The following is a 22767-nucleotide window of genomic DNA, read 5'->3' on the forward strand; positions in this document are numbered from 1 at the left end:
CCTCAGGGCTTTACTAGGACGGGGCGCGCATGGTCAAGACCTCTTCGGTGAGTATCGTGCGGGGAACCGAAAGCGAAAAGGAATCCTCGACCATTTTCAGAGTCAGCAACATAGGGTCGCGTTCCGGACGCTCATCCCACTCCACAGGGTTGCCGTCGGAATCGAGCAGTCCCACCCGCTGCATGGCCAACACCATGGATTCGGGCTGATCCCCGCGGGGCTCGGCGTCCGCCAGTGGATCGAACGTGCAGAGCGTCCGCTCATGAGAGGCATGAGCAAAGAATGTATCGAAATTCGTCGTTTGGGAAACGTCCACCGCCTGTGTACCCCGGGATGCTCTGCGGACCGCTGCATCGAGCTCCCTGCCGGCCTCTCCGGACGGCCCGTATTGCCCCAGCGCGACAGACCAGTCTCCGACGGTAACTGAACGCAGCAGCGTTACTCCGGTCTCCACCTCCAACGATGTGCCGTCACCCCAAGTCAAATGCAGCTCTTCGCCCGAGCAGCCCACCCGGCCCAGCAGTTCACGGGCGGAGATGTTCCATGCCGCGAGCAACCAGAACCCCTCCAGCCCCTCATGAGCCAGCCACTGCACTCCGTCTTCCGACACACTCACTCCCCACAACCGGCCCCGCAGCAAAAATGCCCCTGCCGGTAGAGGGTATTAGCGAGCTGATCCTTTGGACAACCACAAGGTGCGACAAGGAAGTCACGGCCCGACCCGAGTCACCGAGGTGACTGGCCCACAGATACGGGGTCGTCATCCAACCGAGGAAGGCGCGCAGTCCCCGCAGCCCGTGGGCAGCGGGGACTTGTTCTATGCCGTTTTGTGAAAGTGAGGTCAGGGCCTCACCTCGAGCCGTACCGCAGTGCCAGTTGAGTGGGTCACCGCACGCCACGTAGTCTCATGCCGCCGACATGACAAGAAGGGGGCATTAATCGATGGGAAAAAAGCCGGTACGTGCAGCACTTGGTGAAGTGTGTGGCTCAACTGCCAGGTCTGCCAAGGAGACCTGTTTCTAGATCGGAGTGTCCTGCTCAACAGCACTGGCATGGAGTTCATGAAGTTGGCCTGGGCCGACGGGAGCGCCACCGGTCTGATCTGTTGGCGGTGTGGCTACGTCCACCTCTTCGTCAACAAAGCCATCAAGCTCTATCGAGCGGACAAGTAGACGTTTCGCCTGACCCGTCCCTGCTCCCAGTCACCCCGAAGATGTTGAAGATCAAGGTCTCCCACCGAGCCGAAAGGCCCCTACGTCCCCGGGTAGGCAGCCCGTGGAGCCAGCTCATGGGGCGATGCCAGGCGGCGTCGCGCACTTCGTCCTGATGCGCGGTACCACCGCGACGGCACCTGTGCCGATCGGCAGCAGGGCGTCAACACCAGCGATCAGTTGGGGCGGAACCTCCGGAAGGGCTTCCACCTTGATTGTGGACACCGGTTGTCATGCAGCGATGACCAGCGTAGTTGATCTTTGTTCGAAGGCGACCGGGGCGAGGTAGCCGATCGTGGAGTGCCTGCGCTGGTGGTTGTAGAAGCCGAGCCAGCGGAAGACCGCGAGCCGGGCGGCTCGTCCGGTCGGCCAGCCGCGCCGGCCGGGGAGGATCTCCCGCTTGAGCGAGGCGAAGAACGATTCTGAGGCAGCGTTGTCTGCCGAGGTGCCCACCGCGCCCATGGACCGGCGGACCCCGAACCCGTGGCAGTCATCTGCGAATGCCTTCGAGCTGTACTGGGCCCCGTGATCGCTGTGGAAATGACACCGTCAACCCTCCCGCCGCGGGTGCGGACGGCCGCCTCGAGAGCGTCGGTGACCAGCTCGGCGCGCATGTGGTCGGCGATCGACCAGCCCAGCAGCCGACGGGAGTACACGTCGATGACCGTGGCCACATACAGGAACTTTCCGCCGACGACGGGCAGATAGGTGATGTCCCCGATCCAGGCCCGGTTCGGGGCGGAGGCGGTGAAGTTGCGTCGCAGCAGATCGGGTACTGCCTGGGCGGCCGGGTCCGGGATGGTCGTGCGGTGCCGGCGCTTCAACCTTCGGCATTGGATGGTTGACGACCAAGCCGCCCGCGCGGAGCTCGCAGTGGCCCGCTTCGCCGCGTACGTCTTCCCGGACGCTGCGTGGACCTTGCGTATCCGCCGGATGAGTGCCGCGTCCGCGGCCTGTTTCGTGGCGCGGGAAGGGGCGGTCTTCAGCCACCGGTAGAACCCGGACCTCGACAGGTTCAGCACGGTGCACAGCCGCTTCACGCCGAAGGCGCCGCGGTGGTCGGCAACGAACTCGAAGCGGCTCACCAGTTCGTCTTGCCCGCGAAGAAGAGCGGTTGGCCTGCCGGACCACTGTCCCGCGGCTCATCACCAGCGGGTCCGATTGGCAGACCGGCCCAGGACAGGACTCGCCAGGTGCCGTCAGAAGCGCGGTCGGCCATCACGACACCTGTGTTGTCCAACTCGCGACGCTTCACGTCTTCGGTGGTGACGTTGAGTGCGCGGGCCACGAGCCAGATCCGGATGGCCACTCCGTGACTGACCATCGCCACTGCCTCAGCGCCGCTTCGTACAGCCTCGTCGACGACGCCGTCGAAGCGTTCCAGCACCTCCAGGCCGCTCTCCCCGTCGGGCACGCGCGTTGCTGGAGCGGCGGGCCAGCCGGAAGCGAGATCCAGGAAAGCGGTGTGGGAGGCGTGGTCGCTCGCACCCTCCCAGCGGCCGGCGGAGACTTCACGGATTCCGTCGCGAACAAGTACTTGCAGCCCGCAGGCTTCTGCGAGTGGAGCGGCTGTGAGCTGGGTGCGTTGGTGTGTGGACGCGTAGAGGGCATCGATCTTCTCGTCGGCAAGGGCGACGGGAAGGGCTGCGGCTTGTTGCTGGCCGAGGTGTGTCAGCCCGGGGCCGGGGAGGGTGGTGTGCATGGTGTAGGCGACATTGGCAGGGGTCTGGCCGTGGCGCATCAGAATCAGACGCATGGGCGCCATGGTCGCGTCTGCCTGGCGATTCGGGCAGAGGGCCACGTCTTCAAGAGCAAGCCAGTACGGGCCCCGGCGCTACTCGAGAGCGCTTCATATGACGGCCAGCGTGTTGAGGCGCGCACGCGTGAGTGCCACGTAGAGGGCACGGTGGTCTGCCTCCGTAGGGTCGAGGCCGAGCGCCAGCGCCGAGATGTCTGCGCTGCTCAGCTTTATGGCCACCGTGTTCCACTCTCGCCCTTTGGACTGGTGGCATGTGAGACCAGGAACCAGCTGGTCATCTCCGAGCCGGAGCTGTAGACGGGTCAGTGCGAGGACGGGCTTGCGTGCGCAGCGTTGTGCAGCTAGCGCCGGAACGAGATCGGCCAGCCCGTCTGAAAGGCTCTCCCATACCTGCCGAGACGGGGCGCCGTCTTTCAGATGAGATACGGCATCCTGCAGGCAGGCGTGGAGAGTTGTCGCTAGATCCTCCTTTTCGAGACCCAGTGTGGCCAAAGCGTCGTGCAGAAACACTGCCTGCAAGCCGAGCGCATGCTGGATGATCTCGTTAAGAAGCAGTGTGCATATCGCCTCCTGGGCTTGTCCTACGCCAGGCTTGATGGCAAGGGGGAGTACGTGTGCATCGGCGCCCCAAAGTGCCTGCCATCTATGTGCAATGACTACATCGGCGTCCTGAGCGTGGCCCGGGGTCAGTTGCACTGGCAGCCGCTTGCGCAGCTTCCTCGTGAGAGATGCCTGCCTGTCGCTTCCCCACCGGAATGATTCGTCCAGGCGATGTGTGGTGAATCCGTTCTCGCTGATGTATGTCGTCATCGCCGCGGGACGTGCGCCTCTGAACTGGTAGAGGGCTTGCCAGGGGTCCCCGACCAGAGTGAGTGACCTGCACCCTGACGCGGCCAGCGAGAAGATGTCCCTGTCCAAGTCGTTAGCGTCGAATACCTCGTCCACTGTCAATGATCGTATGGTGCCCTCGAAGTAGGAGGTCAATGCTTCCCTTGCCTCGCCGGCTGCAAGGGCGCCTTGCAGGGCTTCCCGTACGTTGTCGTGCGTGCATCTGCCCTCAGAGATCGCTTTCCTGAAGTCCGTGACGGAGGGGTGGCTTGCGGACTGAGATTCGTGTGGTGGTGACCGGCAGGCCAATGCCGCGCTCCATCGCATCGTGTTCACCCGCCTGCGGGTCGATCCGCGCACCCAGGAGTACTACGAGCGGCGTATCAAGGAGGGCAAGACTCGACGCGAAATCGTCCGTTGCCTCAAACGCTATGCGGCCCGAGAGGTCTTCCACCTGGTCAGATGGCTACAGCCAGAACCCCGCTCATAGGGGCTGTCACCGAAGTGTCCTGGTGTCACAGTGTCGGCCGTTGGCCGGGGATGGTGCGTTGTCGGTCCCGGGTTGGCGGGGGTGTGTCCCGATAGGGGCCTGCCGATCGTTGTGGCGTCCTCACGATTCTGACCGCCCGACGCGGCCCGGTACTGGCAACGCGACGCGCCATCGGACCGGAAGGGGAACGGGCATGTCCAGTTCGACCATGTCCAGTACGCCGCCTGCTCCGCAGACCCGTCGTCGTCGCCCTGCGGGGGAGGTGGTGCTGGGAGTGGACACGCACCGGGATGCCCATGTGGCTGCGGTGCTCTCCGTGATGGGGACAGCGCTTGACACCGGCGAGTTCCCGGCCACCGCGGCGGGATACCGCGATCTGCTGAAGTGGGCCAGGAAGTGGGGAGCCGTGATGCGGGCCGGGGTGGAAGGGACCGGCTCCTACGGGGCGTCCCTGTCCCGCTATCTGCTGACCCAGGGCATAGACGTGTTTGACGTGAATCGCATGGACCGGGCCGATCGCCGTCGGCGCGGCAAATCAGATCCGCTCGATGCCCAGAACGCGGCGCGTGCTGTGCTGAGCGGGCGGGCCCGTGCCCGGGCCAAATCGGGCGATGGACCGGTGCAGATCGCGAGAATGTACAAACTCACGAAGGCGTCGGCCGTCAAAGCCCGCAGGCAGGCCATCAACCAGCTCAAGGCCGTCCTCGTCACTGCCGATCCCGCCTTGCGGGAAGAACTGGCCGGACTGGGCAATGCGGAACTCTTCCGGGCCTGCGCGCGGTTCACCGACGCGAGCAGTCGCGAGGAGGTCGGCGAGGAGTCGGTGCTGCAGGCCACTCGGATCACGCTGGGTCTGCTGGCTCACCGGATCGGCCAGCTCTCCGAGCAGATCCGGGATGTGGACGCTCGTCTGGCCCGGCTCGTGAAATGTCATGCCCCGCAGATGCTCGAGGTGGTGGGGATCGGTCCGGACACGGCCGTCACTCTGCTGATCACGGTGGGGGACAACCCGCAACGGCTGGACAGCGAGGCGTCCTTCGCCGCTTTGTGCGGGGTCAGTCCCGTCGAGCGTTCCTCCGGACGCCGGCAGTTCCGTCGTCTCAACCGTGGTGGTGACCGGCAGGCCAATGCCGCGCTCCATCGCATCGTGTTCACCCGCCTGCGGGTCGACCCGCGCACTCAGGACTACTACGAGCGCCGGATCAAGGAGGGCAAGACCCGGCGCGAAATCGTCCGGTGCCTCAAACGCTACGCTGCCCGTGAGGTGGTCCACCTGGTGAGGCCCACGCAATCGTGACCCCCGTCATAGTGGCTGTCACCCCGCCGGCCATTGCGGACGGGCGTGCTGCGTGTGGCGGCGGCCCTCGCTGGGGGGTGCTCGGTGCGGCCTGTCGGATCTGACTGCGGTCGGAACGCTGTGAGACCGCAGCCAGACAGCAACGTCGGCCGCCCGGCTCCATGGCCCAGTCAAAGGGGCTGTGTGAGAGCGCGAGACAGGTGAGAAGCCCCCGTCGGCTGGTGTCGACGGGTGATTTCTGCGTGATGGGTTGCGACGGCGGGCCGCGTTGGACGGCTCAGTGGCATGCCGTACTTCGGCCCGCTTGCGCAGCGTTGGCAAGCCGGGCGCTCGGCCGTTCAAGTTCGCTGGGCCGGTGTCCCTGGGCTCCAGATGGTGAGCGTGTCCGAGTACGGCCGCCTGGCCGACTACTCGCACGAGCACCGTCGCCACGGTGTGAACGTGCAGGTCGTCACCGACCCGACCGGGCAGGTGCTGCGGATCTCGTCGGCCTTGCCAAGCCGGTGCCACTGGAGTCGACCCCTGGTGGGATACCGGCACGTGGCCGACCAATCAGGGGATCCGCTGACCCCGGCGCCTGACTGGCCAGCTATCGCTGCGCGTGGCCATCTACCGCTGCGCGTCACAACGCGTTGTGACTTTGAGGGCTACGTAAAGCACGGGCCACGCCACGACGGAGACGGGGAGCTGGGCGCTTAACATGTTGCGCACCGCTGGGTGCCTGCTGGCTCCCGCTTCACCGCTCAAAGACTCACCCAGAACAGCGGCTCTCTGATCTGAACGAGCGGTCTGGTTTCCTCACGTCTGAGGGGCGGGGATTTCGATGTCGCCGAAACCAAACCAGTCAATTCTGTATTTCGTGTCGTGTTGTGTGTGTCTGAGTTTGATCCTCTGGCCCTTTGGTACCGGAATCGACGTGCAGGCACTCCATTTTCCTGGCAATCCCGATTGGGATCGGATAAACACTTCGCCGCAGCCCACATCGAGGATCACGTGATCCGTCTCGACTTGAACGAGCAGGATTCCGTCGGTTGGCGCCGTTGTATATGACCACATGTCGGGCCAGGGGATGGTGATTTCTTGTCGATTCAGCATTGTTCCGGTGATCGACAGTGCGTTGCGCACGGTGGCTTCACCATGGACGTCCAGAGTGTTGGCTTCGAGGTCGGGTTTGTCGACGGTGATGTAGCTGCTGAGGCGGAGGGTGGCGCTGCCGGTGCCTTGTTGTGCGGTGCCTTCGACGTAGAACATGGTGTTGCGTTTAACGTTGTTGACCGTGAAGCTGCTGTAGTTGGTGACGTCGATGGACTTGTCCTCGTACAGCAGTGTGTAGGTGGCGCCGGTGGAGCGTTCCCAGGTGAGTGTGACGGAGTCCCCGTTGTCGATGTAGTTGCTGTCCGCCTTGAGGTTGCGGAGGTAGAACCCGGGCGGGAACTTTCCGACACTGAGAGTTTGCTCCTCCGTGCGGAAGCTTCCACTGGATCCGGCAGTGCGCCAGTTGAGAGCGACAACCATGGGGGCTGTGCCGACCTGCCGGTTGATCCTGAGTTTGTCGAGGTGCAGGCTGAAGCCGTTCTTGTCCGTGAGGGTGGCGTGACCAGTGCTCGGCTTGAACAGAATGCGCTCGTTGGCCGGGTCCGGGGTGGCGGTCCAGCCGGTGAGGTTGATCGAGCTCTGCAAGCCGGTGTAGTCGAGGACGAGCTGCCACGCATCGGAGCCGATGGGCACGTAGACAGCAATCTGGTTGGTCTCGATGGGGTCGGGGTGGATGCGGCTGCCGACGAGGATGAGGTCCGCGAGTTCGACGGTGCTCTCCGGGCTGACCGTGAGTGGGTCGGGGACAGTGGTGAGTGTGTAGTCGAGTTCGCCGTCCCCGACGGTGGCCGATTCGGCGCCCTCCGGTGTCTTCGTGGAGGCGCCGGCCACGGTGTGGTTGACGAGAGCCATGGGATGAGCTCCTTCAGCGTGAGGAAGTGTGAGGGGCTAGCGGCTGGCGTCGGCTGCATCGCCGAGGACGAGGAAGCCGGAACGGATCTCCGGGTCGCCCAACGGCAGGGCGGTGGGGTCAGGGACAGTGACCGGCAGAGTGCGCCAAGTAGTGGTACCGGCGGGTTCGGTCCACGTCCAGGTGCCGGTGGCGGTGGCCGGGTGGGGCAGGACTGCCGTGACCGGGTCGGCTGTTGCGGGGGCGAGGAGCGGACCAGTGCGGAAGCAGATGGCCATGCGGGCCAGCGCATCGGCGACGTACTGCTGGGGGACGTATACGGAAGTGGTGGGCAGGATGTCGGTGACCGCGTGCACTGTCGCCCGCGGGTCGAGCAGCAAGGTGACGGTGGCGGTACTGGTGCCCGCGAAGGCGAGTGTCAGGCGGTCCTCCGCGATCCAGCGGAGGTAGCCTTCGGCGTCGTCGGTGGGGTTGGTGAGGGTCTCCAGGTGGTCGTAGTCCTCGTTGAGTACGTAGCCGACGAGTCCGTCGTCGGTCGCCTTGGCCAGGCCGAGGCGCACGATCCACTCCCAGCCGGGCATGGCCGGGGGGTGGTCCGCGGGGTCGAGGACCTCGTTCCAGCCCACGGAGGTGCGTGCGGGCCCGCACAGTTGAAGGTCGAGGCTGGCCCGGACCAGGGCGAGGGGACGGCCGAGGAGGTAGCCGAGACTGGCATCGTCGGGGCCGTCGGGGTCGATGGTGGCCAGTGCGTCGTCGACGGCGGCGCGGACGGCGTCGAGGGCGGCCGGACCGCGGGAGGCGATGGCGGCCAGCAGGTGGTGGGCGTGGGGCGATGCCGCCTGGAGTTCGTCCAGGGTGGTGACGGAGGAGCCGGGCAGTGGCGTCCACACGACGGCCTTCTGACCGTCGCCGCGCATGATCGTGCGCAGTTCGCCCCAGGGGTGGCCGGCGGGGTCGTAGCAGGCGAGAGTGCGGTCCACGCGGTTGTGGATGATCCAGGCGCAGACAGGGTTGGCGCCAGGGGCGAGGTGGACGTCGTCGTCGCCGGTGGAGCTGAGGAAGTCGAAGCCCAGGCGGGCGGGCTGGAGTAGGCGCGGGGAGAGTTCGACGAAGCGGTGGGTGTCGGTGGTGTCCACCGGGTGGTCGGGGACCATCGACAGTGGCCTGCAGAGTTCGAGATGCCGGGGGTTGTCGAAAAGGTTGACTGCACGGCCGAACCGGTCGACGACCGTGAGCTGGGTGAACGCGAGCTGGCCGGTGCGCAGTTCGAAGAACGGTGAGGAGGTCGGGGGGCGTCCCGGGAAGGAGGAGAGGGTGCCGGGCACGGGGGCGTGGTGGTCGGCGTGGCCGACCATTTCGCCGAGGGGGCCGGTGGGGCAGAGCGTGGAGCGCGGGTCACGCTGGTTGAGGAAGGCGCCCAGGCCGTCCAGGCGCTGGGAGAGCATGTCGACGCTGCGAACCTCCTCTCGCAGGGGGCGCAGGTCGGGGAGGTCACTGCGGTGGGCGGCGTGCACGGCGATTTTGCCGTCGAGATCGTGTCCGGCCGTGGGGGCGAGGGTCTGCCGGCCGGTGATGACGAACGGGTCGGGGACCTCTCCGGTGCCGCCCCAGCGGTAGCGGGTGCCGTCGAAGGACCAGTGTTCACCCTGGTCGTCGCGGTAGGGCAGCGCGGTGTAGTCGACGGCCCATTGGAGGAACAGCGGCTCCCAGGGCTGGCGCCACGGCTCGGTGCCGTACTCGGGCAGGGCACCGGTGGCATCGGCGAGGTCGGCACCTTCGGCACGGGCGCGGTCGAGGAGGAAGAACTCGGTCAGCAGACCCGGGACCGGCTCGGGCAGGTTCGCGGTGTTCACCTGGTCCACGTCCGCTTGCACGGAGGCGGCGGTGAGGGAGCCGACTGCGGTCACCAGCCGGTCGGGGGTGCGGCACGGCAGGAACGAGTCGCGGGTGAGCGGCGCGTTGAGGTGGGCGCCCTGGACGAGGACGACCGGGTCGGCTGCCTCCTCGTGCGGCGGCTGGGGGACTCGCTGGAGGACATGGGTGGAGCGCATGCCGTGCTCGGCCGCGTACGCGGCGGCACTGGTCTCCAGTTCGTCGGGGGTGGTGCCCCAGGGGATGGCGGCGCGCTTTTCGGCGAGTTCCCGCGAGAATTCCTGGACGCGTCCGGCGGTGCCCTCGGCGAATTCGGGGTTGAGTTCGTCGTCGATGCGGTTCTGGAAGTCGGTCGGCTTCTTCTCCGCCAGTGACAGCGCCCACAGCAGGTACAGGCGTTCCTGTGCGGCAGCCAGATCGCGTGCGACAGCGTCGTGTGCGGCTTGTGCCCGGTTGAGCGCGGCGACGACGTCCTGTTCGAGTGAGCGTTCGCGGGCTCGTTCGGCGGCCGGGAGTGACGCCGTTGCGGCGGAGTCACCGCGGTCGACGACCCGCCAGACGTAGCCGGCCGGGACGGGTCCGAAGCCCGACTGGTGGGCGGTGCGCTCGGTCAGTTCGTCCCCGTCGGCGCGGTCGAGCTGGTTGAGCGTGCCGAGGGCAAAGGCGCGCATCAGGCGGGCCTCGTCCGTGCTGAACGAGTCGGGCCCGTCCGCCTCGTCGGTGAGCCCCGCCATGGCTTCCGCGGTGGAGTTGCCGATCGAGATGGCCACTTGGCCGGCTTCGGGGATGTCCGATTCAGGGATGTCGCCCTCGGGCTGCCAGTCGATACCGAGCACGCATCCGGTGTAGAGGGAGCGGTTCACGTCACTTCCGGCGCCGGGTGCGAGCCACTCCAGGTCGTCCAGCAGGTCGGTCAGGCTGCCGTCGCCCCGCCCGGCGAGGACATCGGTGGTGGGGTCGGCGTGCCAGCCGGCCACGTAGTAGCTGAGCCGGTCCCCGCCCGAGACGTCCTCCAGGGTGTCGTGCACGGAGAAGACGTTCTCGTTGTAGGGCTGGTAGGCGGAGAACGTGAGCAGGCCGGGTCCCAGGGCGGTCAGGAACGGCGCTCGGGCGTCAGCCGGTTCGCGCCACGGGTTCTGGGCGGTCAGGTCGTGGCGGCGGCCGATCCGGGTCGCCGTCGGCTCGTCGGCCTCAGGGGCGAGATAGGACACGGTGCCGGTCTCGACCCCCAGGTGGTCACTCTCCACGATCCACGCGCGCACTGCCCGGGACGCTGCCTGGTATCGGACCACAAGCCAGCGGTTCGGTACGAGCGGGAAGTCCTGGATCCCGTCCTGCTCGTCGTGCCGGCCGTTGCACAGGGCCTCGGGGAGCTGCCACTTCACGTACACACCGCGACGCTCGGCGGTGCCGGGCCAGTCGTCGATCTGGAACGGCTCCGGCTCGGGCGGCAGGTTGTTGTCCTGCAGCAGGAAGAAGTTGGCGTGCCAGCGGTGGAAGACAAAGGTGCCGTCGGTGTTCTGGGTGTGGGTGTTCACCGCGAGGGCGGACACCTCGACCGGCACCACCAGGTCGTTGCTGTGACGCGAGGGCATCGGGTATCTCCAGGGAGGCGCGGGTGGTAGCCGGTCAGGGGCGGACGAAGGTCTGCAGCTGAGGAGCCTTGATCATCTGCAGCGTGAACTGCGCCGAGGACAGCTCGGCAACGCTGTGGGCCAGGGCGAGGGCGGGGAGCAGCGCGTCCCCCGGGCCTGCGACGTTGAGCACGTCGTGCTCACCGGGGCGCTTGAACCGGATGAACTGGTCGTCCTCGGGATCGGCAGGAAACTCACCCTCCGACACGCCGATCTCCGCGCCGGAGATCTTCCGCTTCTCGATGGTGCCCAGGTCCCCGAACCCGAAATGCAGCCCCTGCGGGGGTTCGGCGACCGTGAACGTATCGATCGCGCGCGGGTAGAGCAGCAGCAGGATGTGCGTGCCGTAGTGGGCGGTGCGCACCGGCTCGACGAGAGCGTTGTCGCGGAAGGCTGTGTAGATGGTCTTCGGCCAGCCCTCAATGAGGTCGGAGTGCAGCAGCACCCCGCACTGGGGCGGCTCCTGGATGCCGCGGCCGAGGTCGTTCAGGTCGGCATCCAAGGTGTGTCCGACGCCGATGCTCAGTGCACCGTCAACCGCAGAGCGGATCCAGCCTGGATCGACGTGGAAGAAGCGGATGCTCTCGGGCGGCAGCATGCCCGCGTCGGGGACCAGGTGCTCGAACGGGACCATCTCCAGCAGACGGAGGCGGTGCAGCCATGCCTGCACCGGGCCGAGTTCGCTGGCGGTGGCCTGCCGCAGTACGCCGCGTACGTCGGCGCGGGCCAGCGCCTGGTGCAGCCCGGCCGCGGTCAGCGGGGCGACGGCAGCCGTGCGCGACGCGGACGTACGGCGGCGTCCGGAGGCGACATTGGCGCCAGCCCGGGTCAGGGCGGTCGCCAGTCGAGTGCCGCCGCTGTCGGTGAGGAGCCGGTCGAAGGCATCGCGGGCCAGATCGCGGGTCAGCAGGTCCGCGGTCGCGGCGCCGATCTCCCGTCCGGCGAGATCCGGATGCGTGAGCAGCCGCCGCGCAGCACCGCGGGCTGCCTTGCGGAAGGCCAGCAGCGCGCTACGGAATTCAGGGTCGGCCAGGGCGAGGGCGCGGCCAAGCGCGAAGGCGGACGCGTATCCGGTGTCGTAGACGCCGTGGGACTCCAGGTAGATCTGCGCCTCGTCCGCAGACTCCAGGCGCTCTCCGTTCACGGGGTCAGGCAGCGGCTGGGCCGGAGCCGCGGTGAATGGGCCACGGTAGAAGCCGAAGCTGTGCTCGCCGGAGGCCAGCCGATGCGGCAGCGCGGTCGCTCCCGTGGCGAGCCTGTCCAGGGCCTCGCTTTGCGCCGGGGTGGGATCGGACGGTGCGGTGGGGCGCAGTCTCAGCACCGGGTCTGGGTCGGCGGCCAGGTTCTGTGCCAGGTCGCCGAAGCCGCGTCCCGTATCGGGCTCGGATTCGAACGCCCAGGACCACATGGACACCAGGCGCAGCCCCTCGTCGGGGACGGTGGCGTCGGGGCCGACACAGTCGCCGAACCCGTCCAGGGAGACCAGGTGCGCTACATGCCGGCCGCCGGCGAGTTCGGGGAAGCGGTTGGCGACGACGACCGCCTTCAGTTCCTCCTCGTCCGGTGCTGGTGTGGCGCCACGGGTGGCGTCCGGCGGACCGCCCTCGCGTACGTGCGCCAGCATCGCCATCTCCTCCGGCAGCGGGGCGATGGCGGCGAACAGCTCCTTCGGCACGTGAATACTGCGGCAGACCAGCTCGACCTCGTCGGGGAACAACGTGTCCAGGTCGATCTCCGGCAGTCGGCCGTCCAGCTGCTCCCCGGTGTCGAGCCGTCCGGCGAGGACTTCGCGGACGGTGCATACGTCTGCCTGCCCGACGGCCTGCGGGTCACCGGGGAGTTCGCCCTCGCGGAAGACCATCAGTGTCATCGAGGGGACGGACGGGTCCTGTCCAGCCAGCGGGTGCAGCCACGGCACGCCCGGTGTCTCGAAGGTGATGTGCGGCAGCACCTGGCTGTAGAAGCCGGTCGAGCCAGGCAGCGGGTAGGTGGCGTGCACGTCGATCGCGGCAATGGCGAACCGGGGGCCGCGGACGTCGAATCGCTGGGCGTGGGCGGGCAGCGAGTCACCGGTGTTCAGCTCGGTGATGTCCTGCTCGGTGATGATGGTGTAACGGCCGGGGCGAAGTGCGGGGATGCGGTGGTCGAAGAACCGAGTGCGGTGCTGCACGGGAGGTGTGGTGGGCACGAAGGGCCACCCCAATCGGTGTCGGCGGGCGTGATGTCATTCGGAGCGCGGGGTCAGCGGTGGTGGTGGCGCAGGAACCCGTCGCCTGAAGTGGGCGTTGACGCGGCGGCGGAGCGCGTTCCAGGCGAGTCAGGAAGCGGGCACGAGCATCGGCTCGGCCGCGAACGCCGCCTCCGCCGCGTCCGCATGCGCGGAAAGATCTGCATCCAGCTGCCCGAGGTCGAATCCCAAGCCGGTCAGGGCGGCGGCCAGTTCGGTACGGGCAGCGGTCTGCGTCGGGGCGGCAACCGTCCGCGCGATCGCGTCGATTACTCCAGGCTGGCGCCGTGGCACCGGCCCGGCCGGGTCCGCTGCCGTGTCGAGGGGCTGGATCCCGTCCGGATCGATCGGGTCGAACTTGAAGGCTTCCTCGGTGATGTAGCCGGTGTCGTTGCCGTATTCCGGGCCCGGGGAGGTGATCTGCGCCCCGGTCAGCTGGTCCGGTACAACCTGCTCGCCGGCCGCGGGCAGGGTGTCGCCCTTGCCTTCGCCCCAGAGAGCCTGGGGGACCGCGGCGGTGGAGCGCGACCGGCCCCAGTTGCTGATGTCAACGCCCTCGCCATCCTTGGTGAGGGAGACGCGCTGCACACTGGTCAGGCCGGTCCGCCGCATGGGGCGGATATTGAGCGTGCTGCCCGTCTCGACCGGGCTGCCGGTGCCGGTGTTCACGTACAGCTCACTGACCGGCACTGCCGAGTCGGTAGAGAAGGTGAACCCGGCAGAAGACACCTGCCACGCGTCGTCATCGCCACGCGTACCGTCGGCACGGGGCGGCCGGTCGGAGAGCAGCCCATGCCCAGGCAGGACACGGACCACGGATTCGGGTGGGGGCAGCATGTCGCGGAAGCCCGCCCAGTCCAGGGCGTTGTCATTCCCGTCCCGGCTGTGGCCGAAGCCGACGGTGAACGAGATGAACCACAGCTTGATCTTCGCCTCGCCACCGGTCGGCGGCCCCCACACCTGCAGGGACACCCCGACCTCGACGGTGATCGTAACGCGGACGAACCAGATCTTGACGGAGGCGGAGACCCCGACACTGACCCGGATCCCGACATCGAAGAAGAACGGCTTCCACTGGATCAGCGCATCCACACCCGCCGTCAGCCAGGCCCGCACCGCACCCGAGTGGAACCGCACCGCCAGTTCCCCGCCGCCCATCACCGCGGCCGGAGTCAGTGCCAGGTAGGCACTGCCGGAGATGGTGACGGTGCCCGACAGGTCCCAGTCGAAGCCCAGCCGCGGGACGCTCGGGTAATTCCCGGGCTGCCGGTAGTTGGGGTGGTATCCGCCGACCGTGATGACAAAGTCCCCGCGGTGGGGGCTGGGACCGAACCAGATCTTCGCCGCCACCCCGCCGCGCAGCTGACACCCTGGGTCCAGTACGTACGAGTTGGGCGTGACCGCCGCGCTCCAGGACAGTTCCCCGGCCTTCGGCTTGAGCACCAGCTCGACGGCGATCTCGAGCTTGGCGTACTTGCGGCCGCCCCCCTTCTTGGGGAACTCCATGCCCGCCACCCCCAGCAGCGCGAGCGTGAGGTCCTCGCCGGTCTGCAGCACGGCCATCGCTGAACCGTTGAAGAACTCGGCCACAGTGAAGGCGAGCCCGGCCGCCAGCCACAACGGGTCCTCACCCACGGCAGCGGGCGTCACCCAGGGCTTCGTACCCGACGTGAGAGTCTGCAGGACATGCAGCGGGTCGGTGTTTCCATCCGGGTCCACGCCGATCGACGCCGGGTCATCCAGGGCCTTCAGGAACGGGAAGTCCGCAAGGTCCTCGGTCCCGCCCAGCCGGATCTTGCTGCGCCAGCCCATGCCTCCGGCGATCCCGCGCACCTGGAAGGCGGGCAGCCCGATGCCCTTCTCCGAGCCCAGCGCCCCGAAGGCGAAGAACGACGGCTTCCCGCCGGCGGTGGGCAGATACGCCGCGGCCACCGCACTGCCGGTGAAGGTGCCGGTGTCCACCACCAGCACCCCGCCCGCCACCACCTCGTACGGGTCCACCGCAGGCAGCGCGGCCAGTCCCCCGAGGATGGTCAACGGAGAATTGCGGTACTCGATCGAAACCGAGGCGCCCGCGGACAACCCGAAATCGTTCCAACTGCGGCCCGGGACATAGGTGGAGGGGCCCGTGACGGCGAATCGGCCCCAGGACGCGCGCAGCCCTCCCGGAGCGAGGACGAAGAACCCGGTGTCGGTGGCGATCGCGTGCGGGGCACGGCGTACGCCATTACGCGGGACCGAATACGTCCCCGGGGCCTTCTCCTCGGTGCCGACTGTGGATGCTGCCCCGCTCCGCGCGGCCTGCCGCTTCGGCAACACCGGCACCAGCAGCGGCTTGTCCACACCTTCCGGACCGGGCAGGCACAGCCAGGCACCCTCGGGCAAGCCGCCGTCGAGCCGCGGCACCGTCACCCCTGCCGCGGCCGCACCCAACAGGGCGACCTGCTCCTGGGTCAGCGCACGGTCCGCGCACAGCACCCGCCAGCCGCCCTCCTCGCCGTAGGCCACCAACAGCCGGCCCGTGTCCTGACGACTCACGAGTGCCATCCGGCCGCGCTCGCCGGTGCCGGTGAGGATCCGCGTGCCGTTCGCCTGCTCCAACGTCAGCCGTGACACCTGTACCGCGTCCGGCAGGGCCGGAACATTGAAATCCAGCCTCCGCCCCAGCTCCTGGGCACTCGCCCCGGGGGTGGGCAACTCGGCCGCCAGCCGCACCTCGGTGACCTCGGGACCCCCGTTGTGAGAGAACGCCACGTGCAGGGGCACCGGATCGTCGGCCAGCGCGGTGCGGGCAGATCCGGTGACGGAGAGGCTGTCGCCGTCCTCCGCCCCATCCTCTCGACGGACGCGCAGCACCCCGTCCTCGAAGAGCGGATGGAACGCCCCACCGTCGTGCCCCAGCACCCCGCCCGGAACCGCCACTTCACCGTCCGGACCATCGCCCGCGAGCAAATCCCGCAGCTCGTCGACCTTGATCGCCATGAATCGGCCCCTTGCTGCTCGGCGCGCTAGCATGCGGAACCTGGCCGCATCGGCGTATTTCGGTTGGAAGGAAGGACGCTCAGTCACAGTCTGTGACTGAATCGCTATGGAGAGTAGCGCAGTAAGAGGGCAACCGATGGCCCGAGGTTGCGCCCACGTGGCAATACCCCTGGTCGGCTTACCGATCAGCCGTTGTTCGAGGCGTGGTCGAGGATGTGGAACTGCGCGACAACTGGCCCCGAAGAGAGAGGCCGCTCCAGGGCAGTGAGCGAGTCGTCCCGGTTGACCGCTCGACGGCGTGCAGCACCGCCCCGCACGGCATGACCGGCGCCGACCCCGGCGAGCACCAGGCGCGTGGCGTGGCTGATCGAATACAGTGCGTGGCGACGGACGGCAGGCAAGCAGGAGAGCCACGATAGGGAGACTTGTGCACGCCCGCTGGACGTTGCCGACGCAGTGCTCGCAGGTCCAGGACGTGATCGACGACATCCAGCATCTGCTCGCAGCGTCACCCGCCGAGATCGCCGCTCTTGGCAACCTGCTGCTGGCAGTCCGCGAGGGCTTGGTCAACGCAGTCCGGCACGGATGTGGAGGCTACTCCGCGCTGGCCGTCACGATGCAGGTGACCGCCACCGCCGCAGGCGGAATCACCGTCCGTCTGCCTGATCCCGGGCGCGGATTCGACCCGGCCGCTGTCCCTGACCCGACCCTCCCAGAAGGCCGCGGGCGCCCTCACGGCCGCGGGCTATTTATGCGGCACCTCACCGACAGCGTCGACTACGTCTTCCCCGCCAGCGGTGGGACTCTGCTGACGCTGACCGCGAAACCGGCCAACGCCGCCCCGGCCCGAACCAGGGAGAGCCATTGCCCACCACCACCCGTCAACGCGACAACGTGACCGTCGTGGATGCCCCGGCGACGCTCGACTTCAACGCCAGTAAGGACTTCGCCGCCGTCACCGACAACGAGTTCGTCAACGGTGCCACGAAATTCATCATCAATCTCGCCTCGACCCAACTGATCGATTCCTCAGGTGTCGGTTCCATGGTCAAGCTCTACAAGAACGTCCGGTCCTGCCGCGGCAACCTGGTGCTCGTCGGTGTGCACGGCCAGGTGAAAGCAATCCTTCGACTCCTCCGTATGGACCGGACCTTTACCTACTACGACAGCGAGGATGCCGCGGTCGCCGCCCTCAGCTGAAAGTTCTTCAAACCTCGTTCGGGAAGAAGAGGCCATGGGTGCAAATGATGGCCACCTGCTCCGCAAAGTGTTCCCGTACGACGATCGGCCCCGCAAGAAGCCATCCGTGCGGGACGTCACCAGCTGGCTCACCCGTCACCCCGACTGCCTCAACGACGACCAGGCCCAACAGCTCAAGCAGACCCTTGCCCGCTGCCCGGCACTCGACCGGGCCGGCGACCTGTCCGCCCCGCACACGTTCGCCGACGGCCTCGGCCAGGACCTCGACCCCGCCGTCGCCAGACTCAGCCGCCGCTACAGCTCCGGCGAGGTCGAAGACCACAACAACGTGCTGCTGAATCGATTCGCAGTGGATTAACTGCTGCACCCATGGACGGGACCGTCTGATCGGTGGGTCTACCAAGCAGCAGGTCGCTGACCATGGGAGCGCGCTGATTCTCGTCCGGGTGTCGGGCCCAAGGCCCCCGCCGTTCGCCGGCGCCGTTGGTGAGTCCTGGGGGCTGAACGTGATGTCGACGCTCGTGATCCGTTGTGGTCGGCCAGAGTCCGATTCGGGGTGTTCCATGAGCTGGGATTGAGCATGTTCTGCGGGCCTGGGGCGGGGGCCCTGAGTGTGGGGAGAATTGGCGGGTGCTGTCCTGCGGCGGGGTCTGACTCTTTAAAGGATCTCTGACCTGGGTGTCTTGCTCACGCTGTGTCGACCGCTGGCCGGGGATGGTGCGTTGCTGGTACCGGGCCGGCCGGGTGTGTCTCGATAGGGACTTGCCGACCAGGCGTCGTCACGGTTCTGACCGTCCGCGCGGTCCGGTGCCGGCTACGCGATGCGATATCGGGTCGGAAGGTGAACGAACATGACCGGTACGTCCCCTGCCCCGCGTACCCGCCGACGCCGGCCGACGGGGGAGGTGGTCCTTGGAGTGGACACGCACCAGGACGCTCATGTGGCGGCTGTGCTCTCTCTGGTGGGGGAAGTGATCGGCACCGAGGTGTTCCAGACCACCGCGGCCGGTTACCGCGAACTGCTGGGTGGGCCAGGGGGCTGGGCACGGTGCGGCGGGCCGGAGTGGAGGGGACCGGCTCCTTCGGGGCGGCCCTGTCCCGCTACCTGCTGACCCAGGGCGTGGAAGTGTTCGACGTGAACCGGCCCGACCGGCCCGACCGCCGCCAGCGCGGCAAGTCGGACCCCTTCGATGCCCAGAACGCCGCCCGGGCGGTGCTGAGCGGGCGGGCACGCGCACGGGCCAAATCAGGCGACGGACCCGTGCAGATCGCCCGGATGTACAAACTCACCAAAGGGTCGGCCGTCAAAGCCCGCACCCAGGCCATCAACCAGCTCAAGACCGTCCTCGTCACCGCTCACCCGGACCTACGCGAAGATCTGGCCCGGCTGAACAACCCAGACCTCCTCCGTACCTGCGCACGGTTCGCCGACGACAGCAAGCACGACGAGGGAGACGAAGAGACGGTACTGCAGGCCACCGCACCACGCTGCGCCTGCCCACCGCATCGAGCAGCTCACCGCGCAGATCAAGGACGTGGAACACCGCTTGACCCGGCTCGCGGAACGCCACGCCCGCAACTGCTCGCTGCGGTGGGCATCGGCCCGGACACTGCCGCCACTCTGCTGATCACGATGCGAGACAACCCGGAGCGTCTGGGCAGCGAGGCATCGTTTGCTTCGCTGTGCGGGGTCAGCCCCGTCGAGCGCTCCTCGGGCACCCGACAGTACCGTCGCCTCAACCGCGGCGGCGACCGGCAGGCCAACGCCGCCCTGCACCGGATCGTGCAGACCCGCCTGCGCTTCCACCCCGGGCACCCAGGACTACTATGAACGCCGCATCAAGGAGGGCAAGACCCGACGCGACGTCGTCCGATGCCTCAAACGCTACGTTGCCCGGGAGGTCTTCCACCTGATCAGGGCCAAACAGTCATGCCCCCCGTCATAGGGGCTGTCGTGACAGATGAAGGTGTGAACCCGTGAGCGAGACCAAGATCAATACGCTGCAATACCGCTTTGACGGGCCAGAAGACGCCCCTGTCCTGATCATGGGGCCGTCCCTCGGTACCACATGGCACATGTGGGACCGGCAGATACCGGACCTGACCCGCCAATGGCGCGTCTTCCGCTTCGACCTGCCGGGTCACGGCGGCGCCCCCGCGCACCCCGCCAGCTCCGTCAACGAACTCGCGGAGCGCCTGCTGGCGACCCTCGACAGCCTCGGCGTACAGCGCTTCGGTTACGCCGGCTGCTCCATCGGCGGCGCGATCGGCGCCGAGCTGGCCCTGCGCCACCCGGAGCGGGTCGCCTCGCTGGGGCTGGTCGCGGCGTCGCCCCGGTTCGGCACCGCCGACGAGTTCCGCCAGCGCGGCGTGATCGTACGGACGAACGGCCTGGAGCCGATGGCGGCGTCCGCGCCCGCCCGCTGGTTCACGCACGGGTTCGCCGCCGCGCAGCCCGCGATCGTGGAGTGGGCCGTCCAGATGGTCCGCACCACCGACCCCGGCTGCTACATCGCCGCCTGCGAGGCGCTGGCCGCCTTCGACATCCGCGTCGACCTGCGCCGCATCGGCGTCCCGACCCTCGTCCTGGTCGGCTCCGAGGACCAGGTCACCGGCCCCGCCGAGGCCCGCACCCTCGTCGCGGGCATTCCCGATGCCCGGCTGGCGCTGGTTCCCGGGGCCTCCCACCTCGCCCCGGTCGAGCAGCCGGCCGCCGTCACGGATCTGCTCGTACGCCACTTCTCCACCGCGTGGCAGGCCACGCCCGCCTCGACCACGGGCATGCAGGCCATCCAGGCGCCGCCCGTGATGCCGGCGATCTCCGCGCCCATCAGCCCGGTGGGCGAGATCGGCACGGCCGAGCAGCCCGTCGCCGTACCGGAGGAGGGGGGCCGTCCCGACCCGTACGAGGCCGGGCTCAAGGTCCGTCGTGAGGTCCTGGGCGACGCCCATGTGGACCGCGCCCTCGGCGACGCCGACGCCTTCACCGGCGACTTCCAGGAGCTGATCACCCGCTACGCGTGGGGCGAGGTGTGGACGCGGGACGGACTCGACCGGCGTACGCGCAGCTGCGTCACCCTGACCGCGCTGGTCGCGGGCGGCCACCTGGAGGAGCTGGCGTTCCACACCAAGGCCGCCCTGCGCAACGGCCTGACGCCCGCCGAGATCAAGGAAGTGCTGATCCAGACGGCCGTCTACTGCGGCGTTCCCGCGGCGAACTCGGCCTTCAAGGTGGCCCAGGCGGTCATCCAGGAGGAGACGACACCGCAGGCGTAGCAGGACGGCGGGAAGGAGGATGTCCGTATGAAGCTGACCAAGAAGTCCCATGCCTGCATCCGGCTGGAGAAGGACGGGCGGACCCTCGTCATCGATCCGGGCAACTTCAGTGAAGAGGACGCGGCGGTCGGCGCCGACGTCATCCTGGTGACGCACGAGCACCCCGACCACTTCGACGGGGACCGGCTGCGGGCCGGCCTGGAGGCGAACCCGGGTGCCGAGATCTGGACCCTGCGCAGCGTCGCGGACCAGCTCTCGGCGGCCTTCCCCGGCCGCGTGCACACCGTCGGCCACGGCGACACGTTCTCCGCCGCCGGCTTCGACGTGCAGGTCCACGGCGAGCTGCACGCCGTCATCCACCCGGACATCCCGCGGATCACCAACGTCGGGTATCTGGTGGACGGTTCGGTGTTCCACCCCGGCGACGCGCTGACCGTGCCCGAGCAGCCGGTCGAGACGCTCATGCTCCCGGTGATGGCCCCGTGGTCGAAGATCTCCGAGGTGATCGAGTACGTACGCGAGGTGAAACCGCGGCGCGCCATCGACATCCACGACGCGCTGCTCACCGACCTCGCCCGGCCCATCTACGACCGCCAGATCGGCGGGCTGGGCGGCGCGGACCACAGCCGGCTGACGCCGGGGGACTCCACCGACGTCTGAGTCGAACTCTGAGTGTCAGACCTCGCGGATAGGCTGTCGTACATGCGTATCGCCACCTGGAACGTCAACTCGATCACCGCTCGGCTGCCCCGGCTGCTGGCCTGGCTGGAGAGCACCGGCACCGATGTGCTGTGCCTCCAGGAGGCCAAGACGACCGCCGACGACTTCCCGGCCGCGCAGCTGCGCGACCTCGGCTACGCATGCGCGGTCAACGCCACGGGCCGGTGGAACGGTGTGGCCGTGATCTCCAAGGCCGGCCTGGAGGACGTCGTCGTGGGCCTGCCCGGCGGGCCCGACTACGAAGGCGTGCAGGAGCCGCGGGCGATCTCCGCGACCTGCGGACCGGTCCGCGTCACGTCGGTGTACGTACCGAACGGCCGCGAGGTCGGTCACGACCATTACGGGTACAAGCTGCGCTGGCTGGAGGCGCTCCGCGAGGCCGTGACCGTGGACGCCGCCGGGGAGCGGCCGTTCGCCGTCCTCGGTGACTTCAACATCGCCCCCACCGACGAGGACGTCTGGGACCCCGCGCTCTTCGTCGACTCCACGCACGTCACCCCGGCCGAGCGGGCGGCGCTCGCCGCGCTGCGCGACACCGGGCTCTCGGACGTGGTGCCGCGCCCGCTCAAGTACGACCGTCCTTATACCTACTGGGACTACCGGCTGCTGGGTTTCCCGAAGAACAAGGGCATGCGCATCGACCTGGTCTACGGCAACGCCCCCTTCGCGGCCGCGGTCAAGGACAGCTATGTGGACCGTGAGGAGCGCAAGGGCAAGGGCGCGTCCGACCACGCACCGGTCGTCGTCGACATCGACGTCTGACCGCGCGCCTGTGGTGAACATGGCGGGACGAATGCGAGGCTGAGCGATATGAAGAACATCCCTTTCCTCGACAACTGGCTCAAGCGCCGCGACCTGGCGCGTGGTACGGCGGTGTTCGGACCCGGCGCCGGCGGAGACAGCGAGACGGAAGGTCTGGCGGAACTGCTCGCCGAGTGCGAGCTGTTGCGCGTCCGGGCGGGGGATGCCGGCCTCGAACTCGACGACTCCCCGGCCTCGTTGGAGGCCCTCGACCAGCTGACCCCGCGCTGGCGCGACGACCCGGAGGAGCTGCCCTGGCTGGGCAATGACGCGGGCCTCTACCTCGGGTCCGTGATCGTACGTACGGTCCCGGGGGCGGTCTGGCATCTGTGGCCGAGCGGCCAGCCGGTGGTCCGGCTTGCCTCGGGCCGCGAGATCAACGTCGTCGAGTTCGGTCTGGACTGGGCGGTCAACGGCGCGCCCGAGCTCTCCCAGGTGTACGCCGAGGTCTCCGAGCTCTGAGCTCTGACCGTCCGAACTCTTTAGTGCGCCTTATGCCCCATTTGAGCGTGTCGTGTGCGAAGT

17 protein-coding genes and 3 pseudogenes are annotated in these 22767 nt (G+C 68.0%); 11 read left to right on the plus strand and 9 right to left on the minus strand.

The genetic code is table 11. The features are described from left to right. Positions 1-13: 13 nt before the first annotated feature. From ABZX79_RS35040 to ABZX79_RS35050, 3 genes and pseudogenes are all read right to left on the minus strand, one after another. Entirely contained in the window at positions 14-610 is a 597-nt protein-coding gene (locus tag ABZX79_RS35040; RefSeq protein WP_355267169.1) for a DUF6461 domain-containing protein, read from the minus strand. Positions 611-1442: 832 nt separating this feature from the next. Further along, positions 1443-1676: pseudogene (locus tag ABZX79_RS35045) on the minus strand (integrase core domain-containing protein); the annotation flags it as partial. 98 nt (positions 1677-1774) lie between these two features. Then, a pseudogene (locus tag ABZX79_RS35050) lies at positions 1775-2035 on the minus strand (DDE-type integrase/transposase/recombinase); the annotation flags it as partial. Between the two features lie 13 nt (positions 2036-2048). Between ABZX79_RS35050 and ABZX79_RS35055 the strand changes: the two are divergent. Further along, on the plus strand, positions 2049-2207 hold the full coding sequence (locus ABZX79_RS35055) for a hypothetical protein (RefSeq protein ID WP_355267172.1): 159 nt from the start codon (positions 2049-2051) through the stop codon (positions 2205-2207). A gap of 85 nt (positions 2208-2292) precedes the next feature. Here the strand turns inward: ABZX79_RS35055 and ABZX79_RS35060 are convergent, their stop codons facing one another. Beyond that, entirely contained in the window at positions 2293-2967 is a 675-nt protein-coding gene (locus ABZX79_RS35060) for a histidine phosphatase family protein (RefSeq protein WP_355267175.1), read from the minus strand. Positions 2968-3060: 93 nt separating this feature from the next. Further along, complete coding sequence (locus tag ABZX79_RS35065) at positions 3061-4125, minus strand: UvrD-helicase domain-containing protein (protein WP_355267252.1); 1065 nt, start codon at positions 4123-4125, stop codon at positions 3061-3063. 356 nt (positions 4126-4481) lie between these two features. Between ABZX79_RS35065 and ABZX79_RS35070 the strand changes: the two genes are divergently transcribed. Continuing rightward, positions 4482-5585, plus strand: coding sequence for an IS110 family transposase (locus ABZX79_RS35070; protein ID WP_355267178.1), 1104 nt, complete (start codon positions 4482-4484; stop codon positions 5583-5585). Between the two features lie 372 nt (positions 5586-5957). Continuing rightward, positions 5958-6095 (plus strand): annotated as a pseudogene (locus ABZX79_RS35075) (IS5/IS1182 family transposase); the annotation flags it as partial. Between the two features lie 288 nt (positions 6096-6383). Here ABZX79_RS35075 and ABZX79_RS35080 read toward each other — a convergent pair. The 4 genes from ABZX79_RS35080 to ABZX79_RS35095 form a co-directional block, all read right to left on the minus strand. Next, positions 6384-7532: a hypothetical protein gene (locus tag ABZX79_RS35080; RefSeq protein WP_355267181.1), complete on the minus strand. Its 1149-nt coding sequence runs from the start codon at positions 7530-7532 to the stop codon at positions 6384-6386. 36 nt (positions 7533-7568) lie between these two features. Next, positions 7569-10997 (minus strand): hypothetical protein, encoded by a 3429-nt coding sequence (locus tag ABZX79_RS35085; RefSeq protein WP_355267184.1) that lies wholly within the window; start codon positions 10995-10997, stop codon positions 7569-7571. A 34-nt stretch (positions 10998-11031) separates the two neighbouring features. Continuing rightward, entirely contained in the window at positions 11032-13224 is a 2193-nt protein-coding gene (locus tag ABZX79_RS35090) for a hypothetical protein (protein WP_355267187.1), read from the minus strand. Between the two features lie 129 nt (positions 13225-13353). Continuing rightward, positions 13354-16245 (minus strand): DUF6603 domain-containing protein, encoded by a 2892-nt coding sequence (locus tag ABZX79_RS35095; RefSeq protein ID WP_355267190.1) that lies wholly within the window; start codon positions 16243-16245, stop codon positions 13354-13356. 427 nt (positions 16246-16672) lie between these two features. On the opposite strand from ABZX79_RS35095, the gene ABZX79_RS35100 reads away from it, so the two are divergent. The 8 genes from ABZX79_RS35100 (at position 16673) to ABZX79_RS35135 (ending at position 22704) form a co-directional block, all read left to right on the plus strand. After that, entirely contained in the window at positions 16673-17143 is a 471-nt protein-coding gene (locus tag ABZX79_RS35100; protein WP_355267193.1) for an ATP-binding protein, read from the plus strand. Continuing rightward, the gene (locus ABZX79_RS35105) at positions 17110-17445 is read left to right on the plus strand and encodes an STAS domain-containing protein (protein ID WP_355267196.1); all 336 of its coding nucleotides are present in this window, start codon (positions 17110-17112) and stop codon (positions 17443-17445) included. Before ABZX79_RS35100 ends, ABZX79_RS35105 begins: the two co-directional genes overlap by 34 nt. A 34-nt stretch (positions 17446-17479) precedes the next feature. Then, entirely contained in the window at positions 17480-17803 is a 324-nt protein-coding gene (locus ABZX79_RS35110; protein WP_355267199.1) for a hypothetical protein, read from the plus strand. Positions 17804-18508: 705 nt separating this feature from the next. Continuing rightward, the gene (locus ABZX79_RS35115; protein ID WP_355267255.1) at positions 18509-19276 is read left to right on the plus strand and encodes a transposase; all 768 of its coding nucleotides are present in this window, start codon (positions 18509-18511) and stop codon (positions 19274-19276) included. Positions 19277-19422: 146 nt separating this feature from the next. After that, complete coding sequence (gene pcaC / locus ABZX79_RS35120) at positions 19423-20721, plus strand: 4-carboxymuconolactone decarboxylase (protein ID WP_355267202.1); 1299 nt, start codon at positions 19423-19425, stop codon at positions 20719-20721. Between the two features lie 27 nt (positions 20722-20748). Further along, the gene (locus ABZX79_RS35125) at positions 20749-21381 is read left to right on the plus strand and encodes an MBL fold metallo-hydrolase (protein ID WP_355267205.1); all 633 of its coding nucleotides are present in this window, start codon (positions 20749-20751) and stop codon (positions 21379-21381) included. A gap of 42 nt (positions 21382-21423) precedes the next feature. Then, the gene (locus tag ABZX79_RS35130) at positions 21424-22203 is read left to right on the plus strand and encodes an exodeoxyribonuclease III (RefSeq protein WP_355267208.1); all 780 of its coding nucleotides are present in this window, start codon (positions 21424-21426) and stop codon (positions 22201-22203) included. Positions 22204-22251: 48 nt separating this feature from the next. Next, positions 22252-22704, plus strand: a complete 453-nt coding sequence (locus ABZX79_RS35135) for a DUF6278 family protein (protein WP_355267211.1) — start codon at positions 22252-22254, stop codon at positions 22702-22704. The last annotated feature ends 63 nt before the right edge of the window (positions 22705-22767 follow it).

It is taken from the genome of Streptomyces sp. NPDC002994, assembly GCF_040611155.1.
Lineage (GTDB): Bacteria > Actinomycetota > Actinomycetes > Streptomycetales > Streptomycetaceae > Streptomyces.